This is a genomic window from Sphingomonas mali NBRC 15500 (genome assembly GCF_001598415.1).
Lineage (GTDB): Bacteria > Pseudomonadota > Alphaproteobacteria > Sphingomonadales > Sphingomonadaceae > Sphingomonas > Sphingomonas mali.
This window is the reverse complement of the sequence record NZ_BCYX01000001.1, coordinates 150,884-174,462: the sequence shown is the minus strand read 5'-3', so window position 1 is coordinate 174,462 and position 23,579 is coordinate 150,884. Positions and strand designations below refer to the sequence as shown.

Genomic DNA, 23,579 nt, shown 5'->3' with positions numbered 1-23,579 from the left:
GATCCGGATCCTTTCAGGCGAGGCGGAGGCGGCGTTCGGCGAACCGGTACATCGGCCGCCAGACGAGATGGTTGAAGGCGAGGACGAAGGCCGACATCGTCGCGATGCCCAGCGCAACGCGGGGATAATCGCCGGTCGCCGTGGCCTTGGCGATCCAGGCACCGAGGCCGGGTGCCTCGAGCCGCTGATGCCCCCAGGTTACGACCTCGGCGACGATGCTCGCATTCCACGAGCCGCCCGAGGCAGTCAGCGCACCGGTGACGTAATAAGGGAACACCGCCGGCAGCGCGACGTCGCGCCACCATTGCCAGCCCCGCACGCCAAACATTCCCGCCGCTTCGCGCAAATCGGTCGGGATCGCGCTGGCGCCGGCGATGACGTTGAACAGGATGTACCATTGTGTCCCCAGGATCATCAGCGGCGACAACCAGATGGCAGGGCTGAGATTGAAACAGACGATCAGGATAACCGCGAAGGGGAACAGGATATTGGCCGGGAATGCCGACAGGAATTGCGCGACCGGCTGCAGCCGTTCGGCCCAGACCGGGCGCAGGCCGATCCACACTCCGACGGGGACCCAGATCAAGCTGGCGAGCGCGATTAGCAGGACGACGCGCGACAGGGTTAGCAATGCGAGGCCGAGCACCGACGCGGCATCGTGCCAGGTAAGGGTCGCGGCGACATAGTCGGCGAGCGTCCAGACGCCGTAGCCGAGCGCCGCAACCACCAAGGCGCGCCACAACCACTCGCTGCGAGGACCGCCGGGTGCGCGGGCGGGCCGGGACCGCCCGCCGGGATCGAGCGCGAGCAACAACCGGCCGAGCGCGGTCACCGGGGCGAAGATCAGCGGCAAGATCTTGGTCGCGCGGAACAGGTCGTACGCCCAGCTCTTCGGCCGGTCCGTCCCGGCGGTCTGTTCGAAGCGGAACCGGTCGGCCCAAGCGACGACGGGGCGGAAAACGAGCTGATCATAGAGCAGGATGACCACCGCCATCGCGCCGACCGCGAGCCAGATTGCGTGGAAATCCTGACGCTCGATCGCCAGCGCCAGCCATGATCCCAGGCCGGGCAGTGCGACGGTGGTATGGCCGACGGTGATCGCTTCGGACGCGACGACGAAGAACCAGCCGCCCGACATCGACATCATCGCGTTCCACACCAGGGCCGGCGTCGCGAACGGCAGGTCGAGGCGCAGGAACCGCCGTACGGGTGACAGCGCGAAACCGCGGCTGACCTCGTCGAGGTCGGACGGCACGGTGCGCAGCGACTGGTAGAAGCTGAACGCCATGTTCCATGCCTGGCTGGTGAAGATCGCGAAGATTGAGGCGAGTTCGGCGCCCATCACCTGGCCGGGGAACAGACCCATGAAGAAAGTCACGGTGAAGGTCAGGAAGCCGAGGATCGGCACCGATTGCAGGATGTCGAGCGCGGGAACGATGACCTGCGCGGCGCGGCGGCTGCGTGCCGCCAGCGTCGCGACGACGAAGGTGAAGGCGAGCGAGGCGAACAGCGCCGCGAACATGCGCAAGGTGGTGCGCAGCGCGTACCAGGGCAGGTTGGCGGGATCGAGCGTGATCGGGTGCTGCGCCAGATCAGCGATCGGCGCGACGGTGCCACCGATCCCCTTGAGCGCCGCGACCGCGATCGCCGCGAGCAGCACGAACGCTGCGAGATCGGCGCGATTGGGCGCGAGACCGATCCACAGCCGTGGAGACGCACGGAGCACGCGCGTCCGGAAGGTGATTTCCGACATTGATGATTTCCTCGTCCGCGAGCGCGCCGTCGCGCGTCGGACGAGGCCGGTAGTTCAGGCCCCGATCAACGCGCTTGACGCGCTCGACTTCGACTGTCGCCGTCTGGCATGATGGGGTTGAAACCTTTTGTTGCGCCGCAGCACGAGTCGCGGCGGGGCGCTGGGTGCGCCCCGACAACGCGGCTGTCAATCCGCTTCGGCCACCATTCGGCGAACGTCACAAAATATGATGGAGAGATCGGAATGATGCGCCGGCTCGCCGCCGCATCGTGCTCGTTAGGCGGCGCGTTGGCCTTTGCCGACGTCGTCTTTTCGGCGGAGATAGGGCGCGACCAGGTTGCGCGCGCGGAACCATTCTTGCCGCTCGGGGCTGAGCGTCGCGAAATTGCCGATCACGCGACGACAGTCGGGCGTCCTGCATTGGCAGATCATGTGCCAGTTCGATTCCGCGAGCGTCGTCGAATAATCCCAGCAAATCTCCTCGCCCGATGCGATGTCGCGGATCGCAACCAGGAACACGCCCTGATCGGTGAAGCGAAGCCCGGCATTGGGCGCGCAGCTATGATTGACCAAATCATCGATCCGCCCGGAGGGCCCCATATAATGGTCGGGCGTGACCTGGACGAACCGATCCGACTGGCCGCGCATCAGGCTGGGGATGCGGTCGGCGCGAAAACGGCGACCGGTGAAGGACATCAGGCGATCGCCCTCGGCGAACGGCGCGGCCGCGAACACTGCCTTGCCCAGGTGGTTTTCGCCCACCGCGAACAGGTTGGTGGGCGTGCGGATCGCATCGAGGACGTAGAAGCGCCCGTTGCGGAAACCCAGCGAGCGCAATGGATTGATCGTCGCCAGCCCAACCATGAACCAGATGCTCGCGTGGCAGACCAGCTCGATCAGGATATAAGCATATTCGCCGACCGGGCTCCCCGGTGTGCGCGCAGCAACCATCAACGTCGCGAGGTCACCCAGCGTCCAGAGCCCCCAGGCAGGCGAGCGTTCGCGCCCGCGATCGGCGACGACGCTGGCCCAAGTCGGCCAGAAGCTGACGGGCACGGCGGCCACCACCAGCATATGCGCCCAGAAAGCGTCGTGGAACATCGCCCATATCGCCAAGGCGCCGAGGCTGGTGGCGATGCAGAATGTTTCGGTGCGCGTCGGCACGGTCCAGGCAGACCTGCGCCACAGAGCAACCGTGATCGCGACGCAGGCGACGGTTGCGAACAGGAACACCCAGCGTTGCAACCCTTCGGGGTTCACCGCGGCATAGGTCGATGCCTCGACCGCGGTAGCCGCTGACCAGATCAGCCACGATGCGCGGTTGGGCTCGACCAGATCCCGCTTCAGGCCGGTCAGGTACGCCGCATAGCCCGCCAAACTAGCGGCCAATGCCAACAGGAACAGGACCTGGACCATTCACCCCCACTCGGCTCGTCCACAATGCGCAACGGGATATTTACCATGTTGCCAGGAATCCGTCTATTCGAAAGCCTAGGATTCAGCGCGAGTCGCCAAGTGGTTGAGGTTCGATTCTTTTTTCAGGCGAGGCAATAGGGCGATCGGCAATCGAACCGCGACCTAACGGAAGGGGCGGCTGGTAGCCTCGTCAGCGAGCCACAGCGCGCTGCGCAGCGCGCGCGGGGATCGTCCGGTCTGGCGAACGATCGACCGCGTCATATGCGCCTGATCGGCAAACCCTTCGGCCGCCGCGACGGTCGAGAGCGCAACGGCCGCATCAAGCACGCGATCGATCGCGCGATGCGTCCGGGCGATCAGGCGGAATTGCGCCGGAGTGATCTCGAATTGCTGGCGGAATCCGCGCGAGAGGCTCGCGGCGTGCAGGCCATGCTGCGCCGCCCACTGCGCGAGCGAGAGATCGGGTGCATCGAGCAGATCGGCCGCGAGCAAATCGGGCCAATCGTGGCCATTGGCCGGCCGCCTCGTCATCTCGCGATCCAGCAAGTGTTGCGCCGCGATCGGATCGCGTTCGGCCAACCGGGCGACCGCGTCGGGATCGGCGATATGCCCACGGACAGACCCGCGCCACCGAGCGGACAACGGCAGCACCAGCACTTCGGCACCATGTGGGTCAAAACGATCGAGGTGGCGCTCGAACGGGCGGTGGACGATGACGTCTCCGGCCGTGACGCAATGTCGCCCGGTATCGCCCGCTTCGACATAGCCGCCGGCGAGCACGATCGCGGCGAAGGGCCGTTCATGGAGATGGCGATGGAGCGTTTCGCCACCGCGATGGCGCATGCGGCCTGGCGGCGCATCGCGCGGCGCACAGCACGGGCAAGTGGGTGAATTCGGTTCAGGACCCATGATCGCGGATCCTATATCAGCCCATCGCCCCGCGGAAAACGCCGCGTAACTTCACTCCCGACTGAGCTTGCCTTCCTCACGTGCCGCATCGGCGACGACGTCGAACCGCTGTTGCGAGGCCTGGATCTCGGTCAGATGGTCGATCGCCCAGCGTGCGAGCTCGCCGACTGGCTGCTGCAGTGACTGGCCGAGTTTGGTCAATTCATAGTCGACCCTCGGCGGAATGCTGGGGGTGACCGTCCGCGTCACCAGCCCGTCACGCTCCAGCCCGCGCAAGGTGAGCGTCAACATGCGTTGCGAGATGCCCTCGATCGAACGCCGCAATTCGCTGAACCGCCTCGGTCCCTCGGCCAGCGCATTGATCGTCAGCATGCTCCATTTGTCACCGACGCGCTGGAGCACGCCGGTCACGCCGCGGCATTGCGGGCCATGGGGATTCATCGCCGGCCTCTTCGGTAACATCGCTGATACCAGGGCACAAAGTTGATCGTCATTGCCAAAAATGTGCCTTCTTGTGACGTAAATGACGACGGTTATCTAGCGTGCCTCAGTAACTAATCAATACCAGCGAGGCACCATGATCATCCTTCACGTCGACAGCAGCATCACTGCGGAAAACAGCGTCACTCGCTCGATCGGGGAGGCGGCGATCGCCAGATTGAACGCGCTTCATCCCGACGCCGAGATCAGGCGTCGCGACCTCGTTTTGAATCCGCTTGGACATATGACCTTGGGCGATCTCGGCGACACATCGCTCGCCGAGGAGTTCCTCGCCGCCGACATTGTCGTGATCGGCGCGCCAATGTATAATTTCAGCATTCCTTCCAGCCTCAAAGCGTGGATGGACCGCCTGGCGATCGCGGGCACGACATTTCGCTATACCGAAAAGGGCGCGGAAGGATTGGCCGGCGGGCGCAAGCTGATCATCGCGTCGGCGCGGGGCGGTTTTTACGGGTCCGACACCGGACAGGCCTGGCTCGACCACCAGGAAACCTACCTCCGCGGCTTCTTCGGGTTCCTGGGCGTGACCGATATCGCCTTCGTCCGCGCGGAAGGGATCGCGATGGGTCCTGACGCCCGGGCCAAAGCGCTCGAGGATGCGAAGATCGAGGCCACCGCGATCGCAGCGTAGACCGCCGCTTTCACGGACACAAAAAAAGCCGCCTTCCCCGAGGGGAAGGCGGCTCGACTGTTTCGCTGGCTTCAAATCCGGTCAGCAACGAAGGTGCTCGGTCGGCGCACCACGATTTTGGTCATTTACGGGGATCTGGCCCCACCGTCGGTCGGACAGGCCGCCGGCACCTTCCCCGTCTCGAAGATAGCTTTGACGCATCGGTCATAGGCGTTGCGCGCGCCTTGCCGGTTGTTGAGCCGTGCTACCGCGCCGATCGCTTCGGCCAGCAAGTCGAGCTGCTCGCCATATTCGCCTTTGTCGATCAGGATCAGCTCGCCCGATTTCTTGCCCGTGAGGGTGGGCAGACGCTCTGTCTTGGTCGTCTCAGCGCTCGGCGTCGGCAGCATCGGCCGATCGATCCGCATCGACGACGAGAGCGTTGAGGTGGTCCCGCACGCCGCCAGCGTCGAAAGGAGCAGCGGAACGAGGATTGCCGGCAAGCGTGCCCGGCGTCGCGTCGAGCGCATCGTGCATCTCCCTGATCTTGGTTTGGACGAGAATGGAGGTCTGCTCGTCTTCGGTCGCGACACGCTTGCCAATGGCATCGACCGTCGCCTGCGCGTGACGTTCGTCGGTGCGCGCGACGGCGACGGTCTTGGCGTGTGCCCGCTCGGCCTGCACTTCGGCTTTCGTCCGGCCGGCGCTTTCGCCCTTATGATAAATCAACGCGATCGTGGCGCCGGCAGCCGCGAGCGCGACCAGGACCGGAACGACCCAGCCGAACAAGCGGGCGAGCCAGCCAGGCCATTTCCAGCCTAGCGCGAGAGAGATCAAGAAGCCCATCAGCCGTCTCCCTTGCCGCAGGATCGCCGATCGACATTGCCGGTCCGGTTACGGAGCCATCCCTTGAGAAAGGCGCGCAGCCTGACGTTGGTCGCGGCAAGCCTACGATATTCCGCCGCTTGCCGGGCATCGAGCGCGTCGAGCGTCGCGGTGCAAGCAGGGATGACGCCGAGCTTTGCCTGGAGCATCCGATATGCCGTGACGTCGACAGGGCCCAACGATGCCGCGCTGTCGGGCAGGCGCGCCCCACCCAGCTCGTTCATCGTCAGCCGGTACCAGCGATTGGGTCGCCGCGGCCCCATATTGACCGCTGTGTCGATCAACTCGCCAGCAACGGCCGGTTCGATCTGGACCAGCGGCATATAGCCAGGCGCGGCGATGTAGCTCCGTACGTAGACGGCGTCGGCACACACCGTCGCGGGGCCGTCGCAATGCTTCGGGAACCGGCGCATGTCACCGCGATATCCATAGTCGCGAGCGACTTGTTCGGTGACGCCATAGCTCGTTGCGCCGCCCGGATCGCGGGCGGCGTTCACATAGCCGCCCTCGACGGCATAGACGCCGGCAAGGATGGCCGCGACCGCTGCGGCGATGGCGCTCTTGCCTGCCCAACCGGTGCGCGGCGCCGCGCCGCCCTCAGCCATTGGGCGTTGCCTTCTTCTGCGCCACGATCCGCGCCACCATGATGGCGACGAACAGGATCACGGGGATCGAGTGGAGCAACGGTGCGGGAAGATAGGCCCGCATGTCGTACGGCATGGCGTTCCATGCGGCCGACAGCGCGTCGGGGAACCACTGTGCCAGCGCGGTGACGACGGCTCCGAACGCCGCCAGGCGCATGCTCCAGAAACGCCACCACAGGCGCGCGTCATCGATCAGGCGGGCGCGGACAGGCGCCCACCATGTGTGTAGCAGGTTCATGCTTTCCTCCACTTGCGGCCGGGCGCCGCGGGTCAGGCTCGGTCGAAGGACTCGGCGATCGCGGCGGTCGCGCGGATCAGCGGGTCTTCGACGAGGGCATCGTCAGCCTCGCGGATGAGGGCGTCTATGTCGGCGCGAGGCGGGACGAGGTGGTACGATGCGAGTAATCCGGCCGCGACATGGGCGGCGCCGATGCGTGGGCCGGCAATCGTGATGTGAAGCGGCGGAACCAGCATCAGTGCGACCGCCAGCGTCATCAGGAGCAGTCCAGCGCCTTCCATCATCTCGCCACCCCCTTGGCGGCTGGGCCGGTGGGTACGAGCACTTCCAGCTTCGCTTCGATCCGCGCCGTCCGTTCATTGATCTTGTCGAGCTTGTCGGCGTCGGAATCGCGACGGGTTTCCAGCGCGGTGAGCCGGCGTTCGTGCTCGGCCAACTCGTTGATCTTCCCCCCCGACGAAAGCAGGAAACCGCCGATCAAGAACAGCGTCGCCACGACAGGCAGCCAAGCCAGCCAGACTGGCGGTGTCTTGGGTGACGTTGTCATTAGATGCGGGTCTTTCGTGGGAGGGGTGGGCAAATGCCGGGGCGGGCGTTAGGCGACGGCGATGCAAGGCCTATGCCGCTTCGATCTTTTCGGGCCGCTCGTAATGCGCGCTTTCGTCCTTGAAATAGATCAGCTTGCGTCCGCCGCGTCCGATATTGTCGCCCGATTCCCCGGTGATCGTCGCGCCGGTCGCTCGGTTGACGATCTTCATGCTCGGCATATCATCGCGCGGGTCGAAGCCCGCCGGCAGCATCAGTCGCGGCAGGTGGCGGACGATGATCCGCATCTTCTCGAAAATGCTGTCGGGATCGCCGATCTTGTCGACCAGTTGCTCCTTGCGGGAGCCCCATCCGATGGCGGCGCCCGGACGGTACAGCCACAGCCACACCGAAAAGGCGGACGCCAACCACCTGGCGCCCATGTCGCGCGCCTTTTCGATCAACCCGCTTTGCTGCTGGTCGACACAGGCGTGCAGGAACGCGATCATCTCGATCTGGCGGGGAAAGGGCACGAACGGCATCACCGTCGGCGCGTCGCTCGCCGCCTTGCGCGGATCGTAGGTGACGGCCCAATGCGCGATCCACCCGGCAGGATCCTCGCGATACCGCTCGGCGAGCCCCGCGCACAGCCCGGCATCCGTCTTCAGTCGCCGCAACCGATGCCGGCGCGCGATCAACTCGGCAACATAGTCCGGCGGCCAAATCGGAGAGGCCGGCGCGATGGAAACAGCCACGCCCCTCGCCGATGTTCCCAACCTGGCACGCTTCCGTTCCGCCATCCGAACTCCACCGATCGCCATCCGTCCGACGCACCGCAGACAACCCGCTCGAGCAACGTACGGACGTTGCCGAAGAGTGTCCCGGGACCGGTGGATTTCTGCGAGAAAACTGTGCGACGCCGTTTCGGTCGAACGCAAATTTGGATGATTGCTACATACACGTTTGTTCGTGGCAGTCAAGAAGTTTTCACGGTTTGTTCTCATTTTCTGGATTGGGCGGAGGAGCAGTCGACGCCGCCCCTCCGTCCGATAGGTCAGGCTATCGCCGCCGGGCCGAACCAGCTCGCCAGCGCTTCGGCCAGCCCCTCGTCATTGCCGTCTCCCACCCAGGCGACATGCCCGTCGGGCCGCACCAGCACGGCGGTTGGGGCGGGAACCGCGCCAATCACTGGCAACTCCCAAATGCCTTCATAGCCGGCATCCAGTAGCTTCACCCGATCTGCCCATGGCGAGATGTCTATAGCGCCCGGCTCGCCCAGATTGATCACCACCGGTCGTGCATCGTGCAGCAATGCGAACACCCTGATCGGGCCCCCGGCGGTAGCCAGGTCGAGGTCGGGCATCCGCCGCCCTAGCAGCGCGTGCCCTTCGCCAAGATCGTACTGCACATCCAGCCCGGACATCATGCCCGCCATGCGCCGGCGTGGTTCGTCCATGCCCAGCAGTTCGGCGACGATCTCGCGCAGCGCGCCGGAGCGCTCGTCCGCGCGCCGAAGAGCGACTTGCGCCATCGTGTTGCGCAGGACTTGCGCGGCGACCGGGTGACGCTCGGCATGATAGCTGTCTAGCAGGCTGTCGGGCGCCGTCCCCGCAGCGACCCGCGCCAGTTTCCATCCCAGGTTCACGGCATCGTGTAACCCGATGTTGAGGCCTTGTCCGCCATCGGGCGAATGGACGTGCGCGGCGTCGCCGGCCAATAATATCCGGCCCTTGCGATATGTCGCCGCCTGTCGGGTCATGTCGCTGAAGCGCGAAATCCAGCTCGGATTATGTACCCCGTAATCGGTCCCATAAACCGCGATCAGCCCCTCGCTCAGGTCGCTCAGTCCCGGATCGCCGGCACGCCCGGCCCGCTGCTCGGTGATCATGACGCGCACCGTCTTGTCGTCGTCCATCCGGCTCAGCCCGTGCAGCCCGATCTCGTCACGGCGGATGCCCCAATCGGGTTCCTCTTCCAGCTCGACCTCAGCGATCAAATTGCTGATGGTGGGATCCCAACCGGGGAAGTCGATCCCCGCCGTTTTGCGGATCAGGCTGCGGCCGCCATCGCACCCGACCAGATAGCTGGTCCGCAGCGAACTCCCATCGGACAGCGCGATATCGACGCCCGTTTCATCCTCGACGAACCCGACCACATCGCGTGCGCGATAGGTCGACACGCCCAGCTCCTCGACCCATTCGGCCAGGAGACGCTCGATATGGTTCTGCCACAAAGCGAGCCCGTAATTGTGCCGGGTGGGAAAGTCGCTGATGTGGAGTCTGGTGAGCGCAAAGCCCGTGACCTGCATCGTCTCTCCGGCGGCCAGGAACCGGTCGGCGATGCCGCGTTGGTCGAGCAACTCGATCGATCGAGCGTGCAACCCGCCCGCGCGCGACCCTGCGAGTTTCTGGTCGGGCCGCCGCTCGACGATCGCGACATCGGCGCCCGCCAGCGCCAGTTCGCCGGCCAGCATCAGCCCGGTTGGCCCGCCGCCGCAAATCACAATCGCGTGATCGGACACCTTCGTATCGGCGTCCTCGCGCAAGTCATAAGTAGATGATACCGCCCGCATATCGCGTCTCCCTGCGAATCAAATGGGGCAGGGGCTTTACGGCAAAGGGCGGGTCTTGAAGCAAGGCCCTTGCGAACTATATCTCGAAAGTGCGGGAGGATATGGCTGCCGCGCACTCCCAAAAATCTCGGCGCAAAAAATCAGGCGATCGCTCGTGGTGCTCCGGCCGTATCGGCCCAGTCACCGTTGCGATCCCAGAAGCTCCCCCGCGCCCAGCCGAGCGTACACCGCCTCGACATCCTCGCGATCCACATCCCGTCGCGCTGCCGCCGCCATCTCGGGCCACAGCCGCAATGCGGTGATCAGCCGTTTGCGCGCCGTCCGCCATTGCATCCCGTGCGCGCGCGCCAGCTGCACGAACGACTGGTCGCTCAGGATCATGTCGAGCACCATCGCCCTCGGTCGAGGGATCGCCTCGCACCACGCGCTATAGGCGACCTCCAGACGTACTCGCTTCAATGACTCGACCAACTGATCCCGCCCCGAATTGGCGAAGTCGACACGGGTTTCAAGCGACGCCGACCGTATCGATCCGGCGCGTCGGATGCGTTCCGCCACGCCGGCAATCTCTTCGGCCGCGGCGCGCTCGTCGGCATTGATCTTGCCCATCCGCTCCATCCGGTGGAGCGGTGATTGCCGCCGCCGCTCGGGCAGCGCGTTCGCCTTTTCATGCGTCTCGGGAGTGCCTTCGTTCTTGTGCCGCCATCGCGCGATCATTGCCTCGTGCCGCCACTCCGACTCTTCGCGCCGGTGCAGCGCCGCGGCCAGACGGTCGACGGCGTCGGGCCGCTGCTCGCGTTGTGGGAGCGCGGCCAATCGTCGTGCGGCGCTGGCGCGGATCATCGCTAGTCGGTCTTCCGGGCCACTCTCCGCGCGTACGTTCGCCCGTCGGGTATTCGGATTGCTATCCGCCAACGTCTTTTCTCCTGATAAATTCGGTGTCTGATTTGACGGGCGCGATGGCTTATCCGGTTCGCGTTTCGGCCGTCGGCGTAGGCCGGAGGGATGCGGGCACAATGCCGCCGTAGACCGGATCGGGATGGTCGCAGAGCGGGCGTCCACATTCAGCGCACGTCGTTTGCGGTCCGTCCTTTGGCGATCCGCTGGGGCGGTCGGAGCGAGCAGGGCTGGTCATCAACAAAGAATTGGACATATTGTCCAACATATCAACCGTCAGTTGGCGCTTTGCTACGAGGCGACGCCATGGTACAATTTGTCCATGACTGATCCGATCACGCCTGAGGAATTCGACGCTCTTTACATCGCCCGGGTGAAAGCGCTTCGCCAGCTCAGGGGGATGACGGCCGGGCAGATGTCGACTCTGCTCGGCGTGCCGGCCGAGCGCTATCGCAAATACGAATCGCGCACGCCGATGCCCCATGCGCTGATGGAGCAATTTGCCTTGATCACGGGCGTGTCGGTCGAGTTTCTTCTCACTGGGCGGCGCGTGGCTGGGAAGGGACCTTATCCTGACGTGCCTGGTCCGCACATAATTGAAAAAATGGCGCGCCGACCAGCTCGCCGACCACGGTAAGCGTTCGGGAAAACGCGGTTGAGTTGGCCAGATCGTCCTATGGTTGGTCGTGTCAGGGACTGGGGAAATCGCCAATCGTGCTGTTGAATAGTTGGACAATATGTCCCACATTTGCCTCTCGCCGCTTTTCAGGCGTGGGAGCAATCATTGCCACCTGCCGTTCTTCAGCCCTCGCCCGACCTCCATCCTGAAAGCGTGCGTCTGCTGGCGATCGATTGCTGGACCGGCGACCCTGCCGTCGCCGCGTTGATCGATGCCGCGCGCGCCCTGATCCCGATCGCGGAGCGGCTGCGCGATTTGTGTACCCGGCGCCCTTCGGTTGACCACCTGATCGCCGACGAAATCGGCCTGCTCGTTTGGGAAACGATCGAAACGGGACGGGTCAATGTCTGGCAGCGAGAACCGCGAGCCAGCGGCGTGATCGGCGCGATCTGGACAGAGCTGGAAAGCCTGCGCACGCGCTGGATAGCCGCGCGCTTGCAGTTCGAAGGGTTGTCGCCGGCCGCGCAGGACATCGGGCCGTGGTACGATCGATTGCAAGCGCTCGAAGAGGAAGCGCCGACGGTGGCAATGTTATGGAGATCGCCCGAACGTGCGGCAGTCTGACTACGCTGACGCTGAGCATCCGATCTGGCGTGGGCGGCTGGTGGAGCTGAGGGGAATCGAACCCCTGACCTCTGCAGTGCGATTGCAGCGCTCTCCCATCTGAGCTACAGCCCCGCCCACGCCGCAAGGGCGCTTCGGCCCTTGGGAGCGCGAGCCTCTAGCGACCATTTTCCGGCTTTGCAACACGCGGTTTGCCGCGTTGGTCGAACGGATCGCGCCGAGCCGCCGGACAACCTCGTTAACCTGCGTCAAGTGGCTGCCGAATCGCGGAACTGGCGAGCTTTGTGTCCCGTTTAAGAGGGCAGGCGGGCGCGGTCCCCCCTTTCCGCGCCCGCCGTCCAAACGCGATGAGAGGATCCGCCAGATGGCATATGAACGCTACCCCCGCGGCAATTCGCTGCAAGGCGATTATTACGCACCCGGCGATGACGATTATGGCCGCGATTATGGCTCCGGCCAGGATTACGCTTATACCAGTGCGCGCGAATATGAGGCCGCCGGCATGATCGGCCCGCGTCGTGCCCCAGATCGTGATCGCGACGATTATGATCGCGGTTATTACAGTCGGGGCCGCAGCCCGAATATCGCCAGCCGCGGATACGATTATGGCCCCGGCCAGCGCTACCGTGGCAGCTATGCGTCCGATGGCCACCGCTTCACCGATATCGGCGACCGCCGCGACGACGAGCGCTATTATGGTCGCCCCGATATGCACCGCGGCCGCCGCAGCTTTGGTCGAGACCGTGATCCACGCGACTATAGCTATGACGACCGCAATTTCTTCGCGCGCGCCGGCGATGAAGTGCGGTCGTGGTTCGGTGACGAGGAAGCCGAGCGCCGCCGAGAGGCAGATCAGCGATACGATCAGCGCTATGGTGGCGGCACCTCCGGCTATCGCGGCGACGACGACTATCACAGCTGGCGCGCTGGTCAGATCGCCGCACTCGATCGCGACTATGACGAATATCGCCGCGAGAATCAGCAGCGGTTTTCCAACGAATTCGGCACTTGGCGCAATGAACGGCAGACCCAGCGGTCAAGCCTGCAGCGTGTCGCGGAGCACATGGACGTGGTCGGCTCGGACGGCGAACATATCGGTACCGTCGACAAGGTGCGCGGCGACCGTATCCTTTTGACTAAGAGCGACCCCGATGCCGGCGGCCGCCATCATTCGATCCCGTCGCGCTGGATCGACCGGGTCGACGACAAGGTAGTCGTGCGCAAGACCGCCGAGGAGGCCAAGGCGCATTGGCGCGACGAAGAGAAAAGCGCCTTCTTCGGTGGCGACAGCGCTGGCCGCGACCAGGAGGAAGGCGGCGACGGTCGCATCCTCAACCGCAGCTTCTCGGGCACGTACTGAGCAAGCGGCAAGGTTTGGGGGCGGGGCTCGGACGACGCGGTCCGAGCCCCATTCTTTATGGCCCGCTCAACGACCGCTCCCTTGAGGATTGGTCGTTAGTCCTTGATACAGCGCGCGCGGCCGGATCACCGCGCCGCTGGTCGACTGCTCGATGGCATGCGCCGCCCATCCGATCCCGCGCGCGGTGGCGAACAGCCGGAACGGTGCGTCGGCGGGCAACCCGGCGGCGACCGATATCGCAAGCAGGGCAAAGTCGATATTGGGCAGCGCATCGGTCGCGTCCACAACGGCATCGCGGAGGTCGACCAGCATGGGATCGAGCGTCACTAACGGCAGCAACGCGGCGGCGCGTGGATCGCCGTGCGGATAGAGTGGGTGGCCGAACCCTGGCAGACCGTGGCCGGCCGCCAGCCACCGTGCTACCGCTATGTCGACGCCGTTCGCCTTGGCTTCCGCAGCCAGGGCCGCGAGCGCGGCGCCGGCGCCGCCATGTTTCGGCCCTGATAACGTCGATAGGCCCGCCATCAGGCATGCCGCCATCGGCGCGCCGGTTGACGCCGCGATCCGCGCGGCAAAGGTCGAGGGGTTGAGTTCATGATCCGCGAGCAGCACCAGGGCGCGTCGAACGAGGTCGGTGCCCGCCGCGTCGAGTGACCAGCCACGCGCCAGGCGTTCGTGTATCGGTCCGTCGCCGGCCGCACCGAACGAGGCGGCGATCGTCGCGATCGCGCTTGCCGCTTCTTGTGCGAGCTTGCCGGGTGCTCGCCCCAGTATCGGCTTCGCTCCCTCGATCAGCGCCGCTAACGCGCGGAAGGCGTCGCTATCGCCAGCCGCTGCCGGGAATGTCGCCATCGGCTGATCCCATAGCAACGCGGCAACCTCTTCCAACGTCGCGTGATCGGCCAGTTCGGCCGCGCGTCGACCGCGAAAAATCAGCTGCCCGTGCGCCACGGTCGAAATCCGCGTCGGGATCACCGGTTCGCCCCATGCCATCGCCGACGCCGCGATCGATGCCGTCCGCCGCCCGCGGGCACGCCGCTTGGTCAGCGCCAGAATGTCGTCGCCACGATATTCGCTACGCAGGGGATCGGCCGTCTCGGCTCGCCGTTCGATCAGGCCGCGACTGACATACGCATAGAGCGTCTGCTGCCGGATACCCAACGTGACCAGCGCTTCGTCGCGCGACACCCATTCCCGCATGATTGATTCACTTGATCAAGATTGATTGACGATTGCGACACGATCATTTGCCCTGCGTCACGTCAAGGGAGTTCGGCTTATGAACAGCGGTCTGGAAGATGTCGTCGCGGCGGAAACGGTGCTGTCCGATGTCGATGGTGAGGCAGGACGTCTGATCATCCGCGGTCATCCGCTGGAGGCACTGGCCGGCCGATGGACCTTCGAGCAGGTCATGCATCTGCTATTCGGCGGCTTCTTCGACGACCTGCCCAATTCCGAGCGCTTGGCCGCGAGGCTGGGGCAAGCGCGTGCTGATGCGTTCGAGCGTGCCAGTCCGTTGCTGCCGCTGTTGGCGCCGTTGCCAGTCTATGACGCAATGCGCGCCGCGCTCGCGCCGATGCCCGACGGCATCGCGCTCGACGACGCCCTGCGCCTGGTCGCGGCGCCCGCGGTGCTGATCCCTGCGTTGCTCCGTCAGGCCGCGGGGGAGGACCCGATCGCGCCCGATTCGGCACGCGGTCATGCCGACGACGTGGTGCGGATGCTTGGCCGCGACGCTGGCGGTGCGGCGCTCGACGCATACCTGGTGACGGTCAGCGACCACGGCCTCAACGCCTCGACCTTTGCCGCGCGCGTCGTCGCCTCGACTCAAACCGGTCTGACCTCGGCGGTGCTGGCGGGGCTGGGGGCGCTTAAAGGCCCGCTCCACGGCGGTGCACCCGGCCCAGTGATCGAGATGCTCGATGGCATCGCGGCGGAAGGCGACGCGCGCGCCTGGATCGATCGCGCGCTCAATCACGGCGATCGCCTGATGGGCTTCGGCCACCGCATCTACCGCATCCGCGATCCGCGCGCGGATGCCTTGAAGGCGGCGTTGCGCACGCTCGACCGCGTCGGCGACCGCCTGGAGTTCGCCGAGGAGGTCGAACGCATCGCTCTCGTTGCGTTGCGCCAGCGCAAGCAGAGCCGCGTCATCGAAACCAACGTCGAGTTCTACACCGCGTTGCTGCTCGAGGCGGTCGGTTTCCCGAAGGAAAGCTTCACCGGCGTCTTCGCGATGGGCCGCGTCGTCGGCTGGATCGCGCATGCCCGCGAGCAAGCGCTCACCGGCCGTCTGATCCGGCCGAAGTCGATCTATATCGAGGAAGGGCGGGCGCGGGCGGCCTAGCTTCGGCCGAAATTTGTGGAGGCCGTCGCCGATCTCTCAAGCCGCTGCGCTTCAGAAATGTCGGGTCGGTCAGACCGCCCTCGGCCTGACCGAGACCACACGCCGTTTACCTGACACTCTTGAAGGGGCCTTTTGTAGAGGCAGGGCAGTGCGCCAGGCTAGTCAAGTCTGCATGGTTGGTGCAAATCCGCAGCAATGAAAGTAGCTTATCTCACCATTGCCCTGATCGCAGCTTCTGCATTCGGCACGGCCGCAGCCTCATCGGCAGGAGCCATGCGATCCTCCCCACCGCTGGCAGCGACAACGATTGACGGCGCCGCCACCAAACTTGGCGCAGCGTTCCTGGCCAATCACTGCCGCGTCGGATTGTCGATTGCGACGATCGTCCATGGACGGGCCCGGTTCTACGAATACGGGATGGCTTCGCGGCGGACCGGGCGGAAGGCGACGCGGAACAGCATTTACGAAATCGCCTCGGTCACGAAGACCTTCACCGGGGCGCTGGCCGCGCAGGCCGTTAGTGATGGAGTGATGAGCCTCGACCAGGATTTCCGCGCCTATCTTCCCGGCTCCTATCCGAACCTGGAGCGCGATGGCCAACCGATCACGCTGCGTTCCCTGGCGACGCATCGATCGGGGCTACCGCGCGATTATCCCGATACCGACGCGCTCTACGACCATCGCGACTATCGGACACTCCCCAACGCGCTTCTGGCGCTCGACCGCGGCTATGACCGCGATCGTTACCTCACCGCGTTGCACGGCATAGCATTGCGGAGCACGCCGGGAACGACCGAGGCTTATTCCAACCTGGGCATGAAAGTGCTCGGATTCGGACTGGAGACCGTTCGCAAGCAGTCGTTCGAACGCCTGATGCGTGCCTCAATCCTGCGCCCCCTCGGCATGAAGGATACCGATTTCGTGCTCTCCCCGGCGCAGCGCAAAAGGTTGGTCACTCCGTATGACCGGCTCGGCCGAGCGACGCCTTATCACTTGCGCAATGCAGGTGCCGCATACGGCCTCTATTCCACGCCGGCCGACATGGTCAGCTATGTGCGGTGGCAACTCGACGAAAACGTGCCCGCGATCAGATTGGCGCACCAGCCACTGGTCGGGACCTTGGCCGATGGCGAGGGCTTGATCTGGAATATGGCGCTGGAAAATGGGCAGCGCATGCTGTGGCACGGTGGCGGCAGCTTCGGGATGACGAGCCAGGTTGTGCTCTATCCCCAGTCGCAGGAAGGCTATGTCCTCCTTGCCAACGATGCTTGCGAAGGCACCGAGGGGGCGCTCAAACAGATCGCCCAACAGCTCCACGCAGCGCTAAGCCAATAAGAGCTGAAGTCCCACTTCCGCTCGCGTGGCGGCGCTGCGCAAGCCTGCGTCTAGCACTTCCATCACGGCGATCGCCTCGACGGGCGGGACCGGGTTCGCCCCTTCGCCACGAATCGCGGCAGCCAATGCCTGCCAGAACAGCCGGTAATCGCCGCGCTCGTTGCTGACCGGGGTGACGGCGCCGTCATTGCCGGTCGTCAACGTGCCTTCGACCGGATCCACGCCCCAATTCTCGCCGCCCGGAGCATGGCCAGTGATCGTTGCAGCCTCCTGCGGATCGCTGCCTTGCTTGATCCAGCTCGCGCGCGTGCCATGGACCGCGAACCTCAGGCTATGCTGCGCCGCGAGCTTGGTTGCGTGGAGTACTACGCGACGCTTTGGATAGCGTAGCGTCGCGTGGAAATAATCGGGCGACGGTGCTCCTTCGCGCATGGTCGCCAAGTCCAAGCTGACTCCTTCCGGCCGCCCGAACAGCACCAGCGCCTGGTCCACCAGATGCGGCCCCAGATCGAGCCACGCGCCGCCCTCTCGCGCCTCTTTCCACAGGCCCGTCGGGATCGGACGCCATCGGTCGAAATGACTTTCGAACTGCACGATCTCGCCCAGCGCGCCTTCCGCGATCAGCCGCCGCAGCGTGCGGAAATCCGCGTCCCAGCGGCGGTTCTGAAACACCGTCACCAGCTTGCCCGCGGCCTCGCCCGCCGCCGCGACGCGGCGTGCATCGGCCAGGCTGGTCGCGAACGGCTTGTCGATCAGCACGTCCTTGTCTGCGCCCAGTGCCGCGAGCGCGTGCTCGGCATGGAGCGGATCGGGGCTGGCGACGACGACGAGGTCGATTCCCGGCTCGGCCAGCAACGCTGCGACATCGGGCACAACGCGCATGTCGGGAAGGTCGGTGTGCACCTTCGCGGGGTCGCGCGTGACGACGGCGCGCAACTCCATGCCCGGCGTGGCGCCGACATAGGGCGCATGAAAGGCGCGGCCCGCCAGCCCGTATCCGATCAGTCCGACACCGATTCCCTGCTGCATCATCGCCGTCCCACTGCTTTCCGAGCAGCTGCGCCTATGTCGAATCGCCGCGGCCGGCTCAAGGAGAACGCGTCGGTACGCCGACACCAGCGGGTACTTCGGTGGATTTTTGGGCCCCGGAAGGCAATCGTGCCTAACATCCGGTTACTCGCGGAACGCGCCGACCTGCCCGACAGTTGACCTCGCATGATACGCGATCGTGCCCGTTACGAAGTGTTCCCGGCGCAGGCGATGCTCGTTGGTGGACATGTCCGCGTCGCGTGGTCGTGGCGGCAGATCCGGCGTTCCAACACGTTTAGCCACGCCAAGCTGTACGATACCTTGGAAGACTGTCTAACCGCCATCAATCTTCGCTGTCGGCGCCGAGCGTCGCCGGCGGTTCGCGTGGTGCTGGATCCCGCGAAGTCGAGGGCGCAGTAAAGACTGGCCGGCCCGCGATTGGTCTGGAACCTTGCGGTCTTCTGGACCGGCGCCCGGTGTCTTTACAGATGGAGGTCGCCGAGCCCCGGGTGATCGTCCGGCGGCTGGCCCTGAGATGCGCCGCTTCCTCGACTTCGCCGTCCCTCGGTTGCGTGAAAGCGTCGCCGCATAGGCGGGGGTGGGCGGCTGATCGGTGGTCCTCGCCGGCCGCTTACCGCGCGGTGACGTGGACCAGGCTGGTCATCGCGTCGACATAGGTGTGATTGTCGTCGTACAATAGCGGCAGCAACGGCGTCACCGACACCTGGTTGAGCTTGGTCTTGTGCAGCGCGCCGGCCCTGTCGCGGAAGATCGCGTAGGGAACGTCCTGGATGACATAGGGCTGGCCGCCGACCTTCCCCAGGATCATCATCACGTGACCCGGCACCACGAGCAGGTCGCCGACGTCCGCCGCCATCACCGCCTTCAGCCGCGCCGCTGGGCCGTCCGTGGCGGTGAAGCGTTGGTGGCGAAAGGCAGGGCTGGCGCCTTGCGCGCCCGAATTGGGCGGCAGGATCACACCCATGCTGCGATAGACGTCGCTGGTAAAGCCGCTGCAATCGCGCGCGTTGTACATGTGTCCCCAGCCGTACCGCTCGCCGAGGAACTTGAACGCCTGACGGATGATATTGGCGCGGGTCAACGGCAGGTAGCTGGCCGCAGTGTCCTCCGCCTTGGGCAACAAGGCAGCAATGAAATGCAGCGTCCCGTCGTCGGCACGTGTCGGCAGTTCGACCGGCCAGGATTGCGACGGGCCCTCGCCATTGACCGGCTGATCCGGCGGGACCTGCGCCAGCGGCACGGTGATTCCCATGTCGAGCTGCAGTTCGGACACCGCGGGCGCTTCGGGCGTGAAGACCGTGCGAACCTTGTCGCCAGTGACGACCCGATAGGGACCGCCCTTCCGATAGCCAAGCACCGCCGTGGCAGGGCCGACCGCGATATCCTCTCCATGCACCCAGGCGGGGCCTTGCCAGGTCTGGACGAACAGCCATTGGCGGTCGCGGCTCCGGTGGAGCAGGACGACCGCATCGCCAGGGAACAGGATACCTCCCTGGAAACTGTCGAAGTCGAGCGCGTCGGTAGAGGGAAAGGCGTGAAGGTCGGTCGGATGGAGCCGAAGGAGCGAACGGCGCACCGCCATGCCATAGCGTGCCGGCTGGCTCGCGGGGATCGCATCGGCATCCTCGTCGGCTGCAATGCCGGCCAGCGTCTCACGGTCGATCGGCTTGCCCCGGGCATCGACCGGTGGCGTGGTGAACGGACTGGCGAGAGACTTGAGCCAGGCCTGCACGCGCTCGCGTGTCAGTGACGGCCCGATCCGCGACAGATCGACCAGGTTGGGATCGGTCGCGAAGCTCTGTCGGTTGCGCGCGGCGACTTCGCCGGGTGTCATCAGCACGGCCGCCGATTCCCGTGTACGCGCGATCCAGTAATTGGGGGACAGCATCGCGTCCTCGACGCCGATCACGCCCGACGGCGGAACGACGCGGCTGACGTCCTGGGCGGCGATCGGGGTTGAGACGGCGAAGGCGACCAAAATCAACGCGATACGAAACTGCTTTGTCACCGGTCACACCCTCTTTTGCGAGGTTGGGCGCCCTAACATTCCGATCGTGGGACCGCCAGCGTCGGATTAACCTCGTCCGGCGTAATCGTTCCCGATCGTCTTATTTCGGCCATGCAGGTGCGGGCGTCGGCACCGGCATCGGGGTCGGCGCAGGCAGCGGTTCGATCGCCTTTTGCCATTGGGGCGGCAGGTCGGTGACCGCCGGTGACGCCGGAAAGCGGCTGCGCGCGGTCGCAAACAGCGTCCGCGCGGCGGCGGCGCCGGGCGCCGTCGCGCTCAGTCCGACCCAGCGCCAATGCCACGGCTCCCAGGTAACCCCTTGCGCGTTGCCTGGGGGGAACGACAGTTCAAATCCGAACTCGGGCGCATGCTGCAACAGCCACTTGCCGGCCGGCGTGTTGGCGATGCAATCGCTGACATCGCCGCAGTCGCGCGTCAGCGGGCGGATCGCGAAATCTAGCGCATAGCCCGTGGCATGCTCGCTATATCCCGGCGGGCCCGAACTCCTGGCGCGCTCGGCGGCATCCTTGCACCGCTTGCCGGGACCGATCTGGCCGCAGAATATCTGGCGCTGGCGTTCGATCGTGCGGAAACAGGATATGCCGCGCAATTTGCCCTTCACGCCCGGTACCTGATCGGCGGCGGCGAGCAACGCGGTTATCGCGGCCGCGGCATCGCGATGAAGCTCGCATGCCCGACCGACGCCGAAATTGCCCGGTATCACGACCATGTCGGCCGGATTGCCTTCCGGATAAGGAATATGCCCCAGCATCCGTCCGTCGGGCAGCGGCTCGACGGTCTGACCGTTGCACAAGGTGACCGGGGTCAGCGCGAGAGCGGTGGCGGGAGCGAATAGGGACAGGGCAACCAGCAACCAGCGCAACGGCATCAACACGCTCCCTGGGGGAAAAGCGCACAACCACTGGCACGGGGGCGGCTGGAGTGGCAAGGGGTGCACCATGCTGGCGGATAAAGTGTTGTTCCTCGACGGTGAGGCGATGGTGATCGACAAGCCCGCGGGCCTGCCGGTCGATCCGCCGCGTCGCGGTGGGATCAGCTTGGAAAATCATCTCGACAGCCTGACGTTCGGATTTCAGCGCTGGCCGATGGCGGTGCACAGACTAGATCAGGATACGTCGGGCTGCCTGTTGCTGTCGCGCAATCCCAAGGCGCATGCCCGGCTGCAACAGGCGTTCGAAGCGAACCGCGTCGAGAAACGCTATCTCGCCGTGCTCGAGGGTGTGCCGGGCGAGGTGGAAGGCGTGATCGACTTGCCGCTAGCCAAGGTCTCGACCCGCGAAGAGGGGTGGCGGATGACGGGCTCGCCCGAGGGCAAGTCAGCGCGTACCGCCTGGCGCGTGCTACGCACCGACGGTGGGCGGACGCTGGTCGAATTCCGTCCGGCGACCGGTCGAACCCATCAGATTCGCGTCCATGCGCTCGAGGGAGTGGGCATCCCGGTGGTCGGAGATCCGGTCTATGGTCGTGCCGACAAGGGCGGCATGTTGCTCCATGCCGCCGAACTGATCATCCCGCGCGACGGCAAGCCGACGATCGAGGCGATCGCGCCAATCCCGGAGAGGTTCGCCGCGGCGGGCTTCGGCCATGAGTGACGGCGACGGCTGGGTCGATCGGATCGATACTGCAATCGTTGAAGAACGTTTCCTCGCCGCGACCGGCCCCGGCGGGCAGAATGTCAACAAGGTGGCGACTGCCGTCCAGCTTCGCGTCAATGTCTTCGCGCTCGGCCTCCAGCCTTATGCCTATGAGCGGCTCAAGGAACTAGCCGGTAGCCGGATGACGGCAGGCGGCGAGCTGCTGGTCACCGCGCGCCGTTTCCGTACGCAGGAGGCGAACCGCCAGGATGCGCGCGAGCGGCTGGCCGAACTGGTGCGCGCCGCGCACGTTCGCCAGGCCAAGCGCGTAAAGACCAAGCCATCGCGGGCCGCCAAGGCGAGGCGTGTCGACGAGAAAAAGGGTCGCAGCACGGTTAAGGCCGGGCGCGGCAGGGTCCGCATCGACTGAGGGAACAAGTATGGCGAGAAAGCCCACGCCAAGTCTGCGCCGCTACACCAGCCTGCCGGTGGTGATCGACATGCTGATGAACGAGCGGATCACCCTCGTCAGCCCGTCGGCCTGGGTCGATGCCAATGACCGCAAGGCGATGGCGGTCTATCAGGAACATCTCGGCCACGGCTTTGTCGGTGCGGTCTGTCTGACCGAGGCGCCCGAAACCTTCCATCATTGGCAGGTATTCGCCGGCGGATCGGCGGGTGTCTGCGTCCATTTCGACAAGGCCCGGTTCTGCGCGATGTTCGAAGGCCGGCCCAACTGCCTGATCGGGCCGGTCGACTATGTCCGCATCGCCGACATCGCGACGATCGACGCCAGCGACATCCATCGGCTGCCCTTCATGAAGCGCGCCGGTTTCCGAGACGAAGCCGAATTCCGCGCGATCGCTGTTGGCGGCGACGAGGACGACGTGATCCATATTCCGCTCGACCGCGCCGCGGTCAGCCGTATCACGTTCAGCCCGACAATCCCGCCGGTCCTCGTCGATACCGCGCGGCGTCTGCTCCATCAGCTCCCCGGCTGGGAAAAGCTCCGCATCGTGCAATCGCGCTTGACCGACAGCGTATCGTGGCAACGCGCGCTGGAGAAATATCCGGCGCGGCATGCCGGCGGGACCGGGCGAGCCGAGAAGAAATCCGGCTAAAACCTGTTCGGCTTACCGGTATCGCGGACCAGCGATCATTCGACCCCTCCCGTTGGCCTCGCGCGATCGCTACATGGCGCATCATGTACGCCTTCGACATCGCCGCCGGCTCAAAGCCCGACCTTTATCGCGACCTGCTCGCCGCCTGTGACGCCGTCACCGCGGGCGAGTCCGACGGGGTCGCCAACATGGCCAATGTTGCTTCTTTGCTGTGGCAATATCTGCCCGACCTCAATTGGGCGGGTTTCTACCGCAATGTCGGCGACGAGCTCGTGCTCGGCCCGTTCCAGGGCAAGGCTGCCTGCATCCGCATTCCGTTCGGCAAGGGTGTGTGCGGCGCTGCCGCAGCGACGCGCGAGACCCAACTCGTCGCGGATGTCCATGCTTTTCCCGGCCATATCGCGTGTGACGCCGCGAGCCGAGCCGAATTGGTCGTGCCGATCCTGTCGGGCGATCGCGTCGTCGCGGTGATCGATCTCGACAGTCCCGAACCGTCGCGCTTCGATGAAGAGGACGCGGCCGGAATCGAACAGATCGCGCGATTGTTGACGAACAGGGTTAACGACTGAA

Annotated in this window: 27 protein-coding genes and 1 tRNA gene; 10 read left to right on the top strand and 18 right to left on the bottom strand. The window is 65.2% G+C overall.

The window, feature by feature from the left end:
• Positions 1–13 precede the first annotated feature (13 nt).
• From SMA01S_RS00875 to SMA01S_RS00860, 4 genes are all read right to left on the bottom strand, one after another.
• Positions 14–1,753 (bottom strand): ABC transporter permease, encoded by a 1,740-nt coding sequence (locus SMA01S_RS00875; protein ID WP_084249956.1) that lies wholly within the window; start codon positions 1,751–1,753, stop codon positions 14–16.
• A gap of 276 nt (positions 1,754–2,029) precedes the next feature.
• Positions 2,030–3,169, bottom strand: a complete 1,140-nt coding sequence (locus SMA01S_RS00870; protein WP_066816289.1) for an SET domain-containing protein — start codon at positions 3,167–3,169, stop codon at positions 2,030–2,032.
• A gap of 162 nt (positions 3,170–3,331) precedes the next feature.
• Entirely contained in the window at positions 3,332–4,078 is a 747-nt protein-coding gene (locus SMA01S_RS00865) for a helix-turn-helix domain-containing protein (protein ID WP_084249955.1), read from the bottom strand.
• Positions 4,079–4,129: 51 nt separating this feature from the next.
• Positions 4,130–4,519, bottom strand: a complete 390-nt coding sequence (locus SMA01S_RS00860; protein WP_218016791.1) for a winged helix-turn-helix transcriptional regulator — start codon at positions 4,517–4,519, stop codon at positions 4,130–4,132.
• 136 nt (positions 4,520–4,655) lie between these two features.
• On the opposite strand from SMA01S_RS00860, the gene SMA01S_RS00855 reads away from it, so the two are divergent.
• Entirely contained in the window at positions 4,656–5,210 is a 555-nt protein-coding gene (locus SMA01S_RS00855; protein WP_066816281.1) for an FMN-dependent NADH-azoreductase, read from the top strand.
• Positions 5,211–5,335: 125 nt separating this feature from the next.
• Here the strand turns inward: SMA01S_RS00855 and SMA01S_RS00850 are convergent, their stop codons facing one another.
• The 9 genes from SMA01S_RS00850 to SMA01S_RS00810 form a co-directional block, all read right to left on the bottom strand.
• Complete coding sequence (locus tag SMA01S_RS00850) at positions 5,336–5,599, bottom strand: hypothetical protein (protein WP_066816279.1); 264 nt, start codon at positions 5,597–5,599, stop codon at positions 5,336–5,338.
• Complete coding sequence (locus SMA01S_RS00845) at positions 5,577–6,035, bottom strand: hypothetical protein (RefSeq protein WP_066816277.1); 459 nt, start codon at positions 6,033–6,035, stop codon at positions 5,577–5,579. The genes SMA01S_RS00850 and SMA01S_RS00845 overlap by 23 nt, the downstream gene beginning before the upstream one ends.
• Complete coding sequence (locus SMA01S_RS00840; RefSeq protein WP_066816275.1) at positions 6,035–6,679, bottom strand: glycosyl hydrolase 108 family protein; 645 nt, start codon at positions 6,677–6,679, stop codon at positions 6,035–6,037. Before SMA01S_RS00840 ends, SMA01S_RS00845 begins: the two co-directional genes overlap by 1 nt.
• A complete protein-coding gene (locus tag SMA01S_RS00835; RefSeq protein ID WP_157093725.1) occupies positions 6,672–6,956 on the bottom strand; it encodes a DUF7940 domain-containing protein in 285 nt (94 codons plus the stop codon). The genes SMA01S_RS00840 and SMA01S_RS00835 overlap by 8 nt, the downstream gene beginning before the upstream one ends.
• A gap of 32 nt (positions 6,957–6,988) precedes the next feature.
• Positions 6,989–7,240 carry a hypothetical protein gene (locus SMA01S_RS00830; protein ID WP_066816269.1) on the bottom strand — a complete coding sequence of 84 codons (252 nt, stop codon included), beginning with the start codon at positions 7,238–7,240 and terminating at the stop codon, positions 6,989–6,991.
• On the bottom strand, positions 7,237–7,452 hold the full coding sequence (locus tag SMA01S_RS00825; RefSeq protein ID WP_157093724.1) for a hypothetical protein: 216 nt from the start codon (positions 7,450–7,452) through the stop codon (positions 7,237–7,239). Before SMA01S_RS00825 ends, SMA01S_RS00830 begins: the two co-directional genes overlap by 4 nt.
• A 121-nt stretch (positions 7,453–7,573) precedes the next feature.
• Positions 7,574–8,236 carry a hypothetical protein gene (locus SMA01S_RS00820; RefSeq protein WP_066816264.1) on the bottom strand — a complete coding sequence of 221 codons (663 nt, stop codon included), beginning with the start codon at positions 8,234–8,236 and terminating at the stop codon, positions 7,574–7,576.
• A gap of 299 nt (positions 8,237–8,535) precedes the next feature.
• Positions 8,536–10,053 (bottom strand): FAD-dependent monooxygenase, encoded by a 1,518-nt coding sequence (locus tag SMA01S_RS00815; RefSeq protein WP_066816263.1) that lies wholly within the window; start codon positions 10,051–10,053, stop codon positions 8,536–8,538.
• A 180-nt stretch (positions 10,054–10,233) separates the two neighbouring features.
• On the bottom strand, positions 10,234–10,896 hold the full coding sequence (locus tag SMA01S_RS00810) for a hypothetical protein (protein WP_066816254.1): 663 nt from the start codon (positions 10,894–10,896) through the stop codon (positions 10,234–10,236).
• A gap of 376 nt (positions 10,897–11,272) precedes the next feature.
• Between SMA01S_RS00810 and SMA01S_RS00805 the strand changes: the two genes are divergently transcribed.
• Both SMA01S_RS00805 and SMA01S_RS00800 read left to right on the top strand, forming a co-directional pair.
• A complete protein-coding gene (locus SMA01S_RS00805; protein WP_066816253.1) occupies positions 11,273–11,587 on the top strand; it encodes a helix-turn-helix domain-containing protein in 315 nt (104 codons plus the stop codon).
• A gap of 147 nt (positions 11,588–11,734) precedes the next feature.
• Positions 11,735–12,193 carry a hypothetical protein gene (locus SMA01S_RS00800; protein ID WP_157093723.1) on the top strand — a complete coding sequence of 153 codons (459 nt, stop codon included), beginning with the start codon at positions 11,735–11,737 and terminating at the stop codon, positions 12,191–12,193.
• 38 nt (positions 12,194–12,231) lie between these two features.
• Here the strand turns inward: SMA01S_RS00800 and SMA01S_RS00795 are convergent.
• A tRNA-Ala gene (locus SMA01S_RS00795) sits at positions 12,232–12,307 on the bottom strand.
• A gap of 250 nt (positions 12,308–12,557) precedes the next feature.
• Here SMA01S_RS00795 and SMA01S_RS00790 point away from each other — a divergent pair.
• Positions 12,558–13,553, top strand: a complete 996-nt coding sequence (locus SMA01S_RS00790) for a DUF2171 domain-containing protein (RefSeq protein ID WP_084249954.1) — start codon at positions 12,558–12,560, stop codon at positions 13,551–13,553.
• Positions 13,554–13,619: 66 nt separating this feature from the next.
• Here the strand turns inward: SMA01S_RS00790 and SMA01S_RS00785 are convergent, their stop codons facing one another.
• On the bottom strand, positions 13,620–14,753 hold the full coding sequence (locus SMA01S_RS00785) for a citrate synthase (protein ID WP_066816249.1): 1,134 nt from the start codon (positions 14,751–14,753) through the stop codon (positions 13,620–13,622).
• Between the two features lie 79 nt (positions 14,754–14,832).
• Here SMA01S_RS00785 and SMA01S_RS00780 point away from each other — a divergent pair, with 79 nt between their 5' ends.
• Positions 14,833–15,900, top strand: a complete 1,068-nt coding sequence (locus SMA01S_RS00780; protein ID WP_066816246.1) for a citrate synthase/methylcitrate synthase — start codon at positions 14,833–14,835, stop codon at positions 15,898–15,900.
• 273 nt (positions 15,901–16,173) lie between these two features.
• Entirely contained in the window at positions 16,174–17,235 is a 1,062-nt protein-coding gene (locus SMA01S_RS00775; RefSeq protein WP_066816243.1) for a serine hydrolase domain-containing protein, read from the top strand.
• Here SMA01S_RS00775 and SMA01S_RS00770 read toward each other — a convergent pair.
• The 3 genes from SMA01S_RS00770 to SMA01S_RS00760 all read right to left on the bottom strand — a co-directional run bounded on the left by SMA01S_RS00770 (position 17,224) and on the right by SMA01S_RS00760 (position 21,182).
• A complete protein-coding gene (locus SMA01S_RS00770; protein ID WP_084249952.1) occupies positions 17,224–18,267 on the bottom strand; it encodes an oxidoreductase in 1,044 nt (347 codons plus the stop codon). The two genes, SMA01S_RS00775 and SMA01S_RS00770, sit on opposite strands and share 12 nt — an antisense overlap.
• Before the next feature lie 628 nt (positions 18,268–18,895).
• Positions 18,896–20,293, bottom strand: a complete 1,398-nt coding sequence (locus SMA01S_RS00765; protein WP_066816240.1) for an SH3 domain-containing protein — start codon at positions 20,291–20,293, stop codon at positions 18,896–18,898.
• Between the two features lie 100 nt (positions 20,294–20,393).
• The gene (locus SMA01S_RS00760; RefSeq protein WP_066816238.1) at positions 20,394–21,182 is read right to left on the bottom strand and encodes a M15 family metallopeptidase; all 789 of its coding nucleotides are present in this window, start codon (positions 21,180–21,182) and stop codon (positions 20,394–20,396) included.
• Positions 21,183–21,252: 70 nt separating this feature from the next.
• Between SMA01S_RS00760 and SMA01S_RS00755 the strand changes: the two genes are divergently transcribed.
• The 4 genes from SMA01S_RS00755 (at position 21,253) to SMA01S_RS00740 (ending at position 23,578) form a co-directional block, all read left to right on the top strand.
• Positions 21,253–21,906, top strand: coding sequence for an RluA family pseudouridine synthase (locus SMA01S_RS00755; RefSeq protein WP_066816235.1), 654 nt, complete (start codon positions 21,253–21,255; stop codon positions 21,904–21,906).
• Positions 21,899–22,318 (top strand): alternative ribosome rescue aminoacyl-tRNA hydrolase ArfB, encoded by a 420-nt coding sequence (gene arfB, locus SMA01S_RS00750; RefSeq protein ID WP_066816232.1) that lies wholly within the window; start codon positions 21,899–21,901, stop codon positions 22,316–22,318. Before SMA01S_RS00755 ends, arfB begins: the two co-directional genes overlap by 8 nt.
• A 10-nt stretch (positions 22,319–22,328) precedes the next feature.
• Positions 22,329–23,009: a hypothetical protein gene (locus SMA01S_RS00745; RefSeq protein WP_066816229.1), complete on the top strand. Its 681-nt coding sequence runs from the start codon at positions 22,329–22,331 to the stop codon at positions 23,007–23,009.
• Between the two features lie 83 nt (positions 23,010–23,092).
• Positions 23,093–23,578, top strand: a complete 486-nt coding sequence (locus SMA01S_RS00740) for a free L-methionine (R)-S-oxide reductase MsrC (RefSeq protein WP_066816226.1) — start codon at positions 23,093–23,095, stop codon at positions 23,576–23,578.
• Position 23,579: the final 1 nt, after the last annotated feature.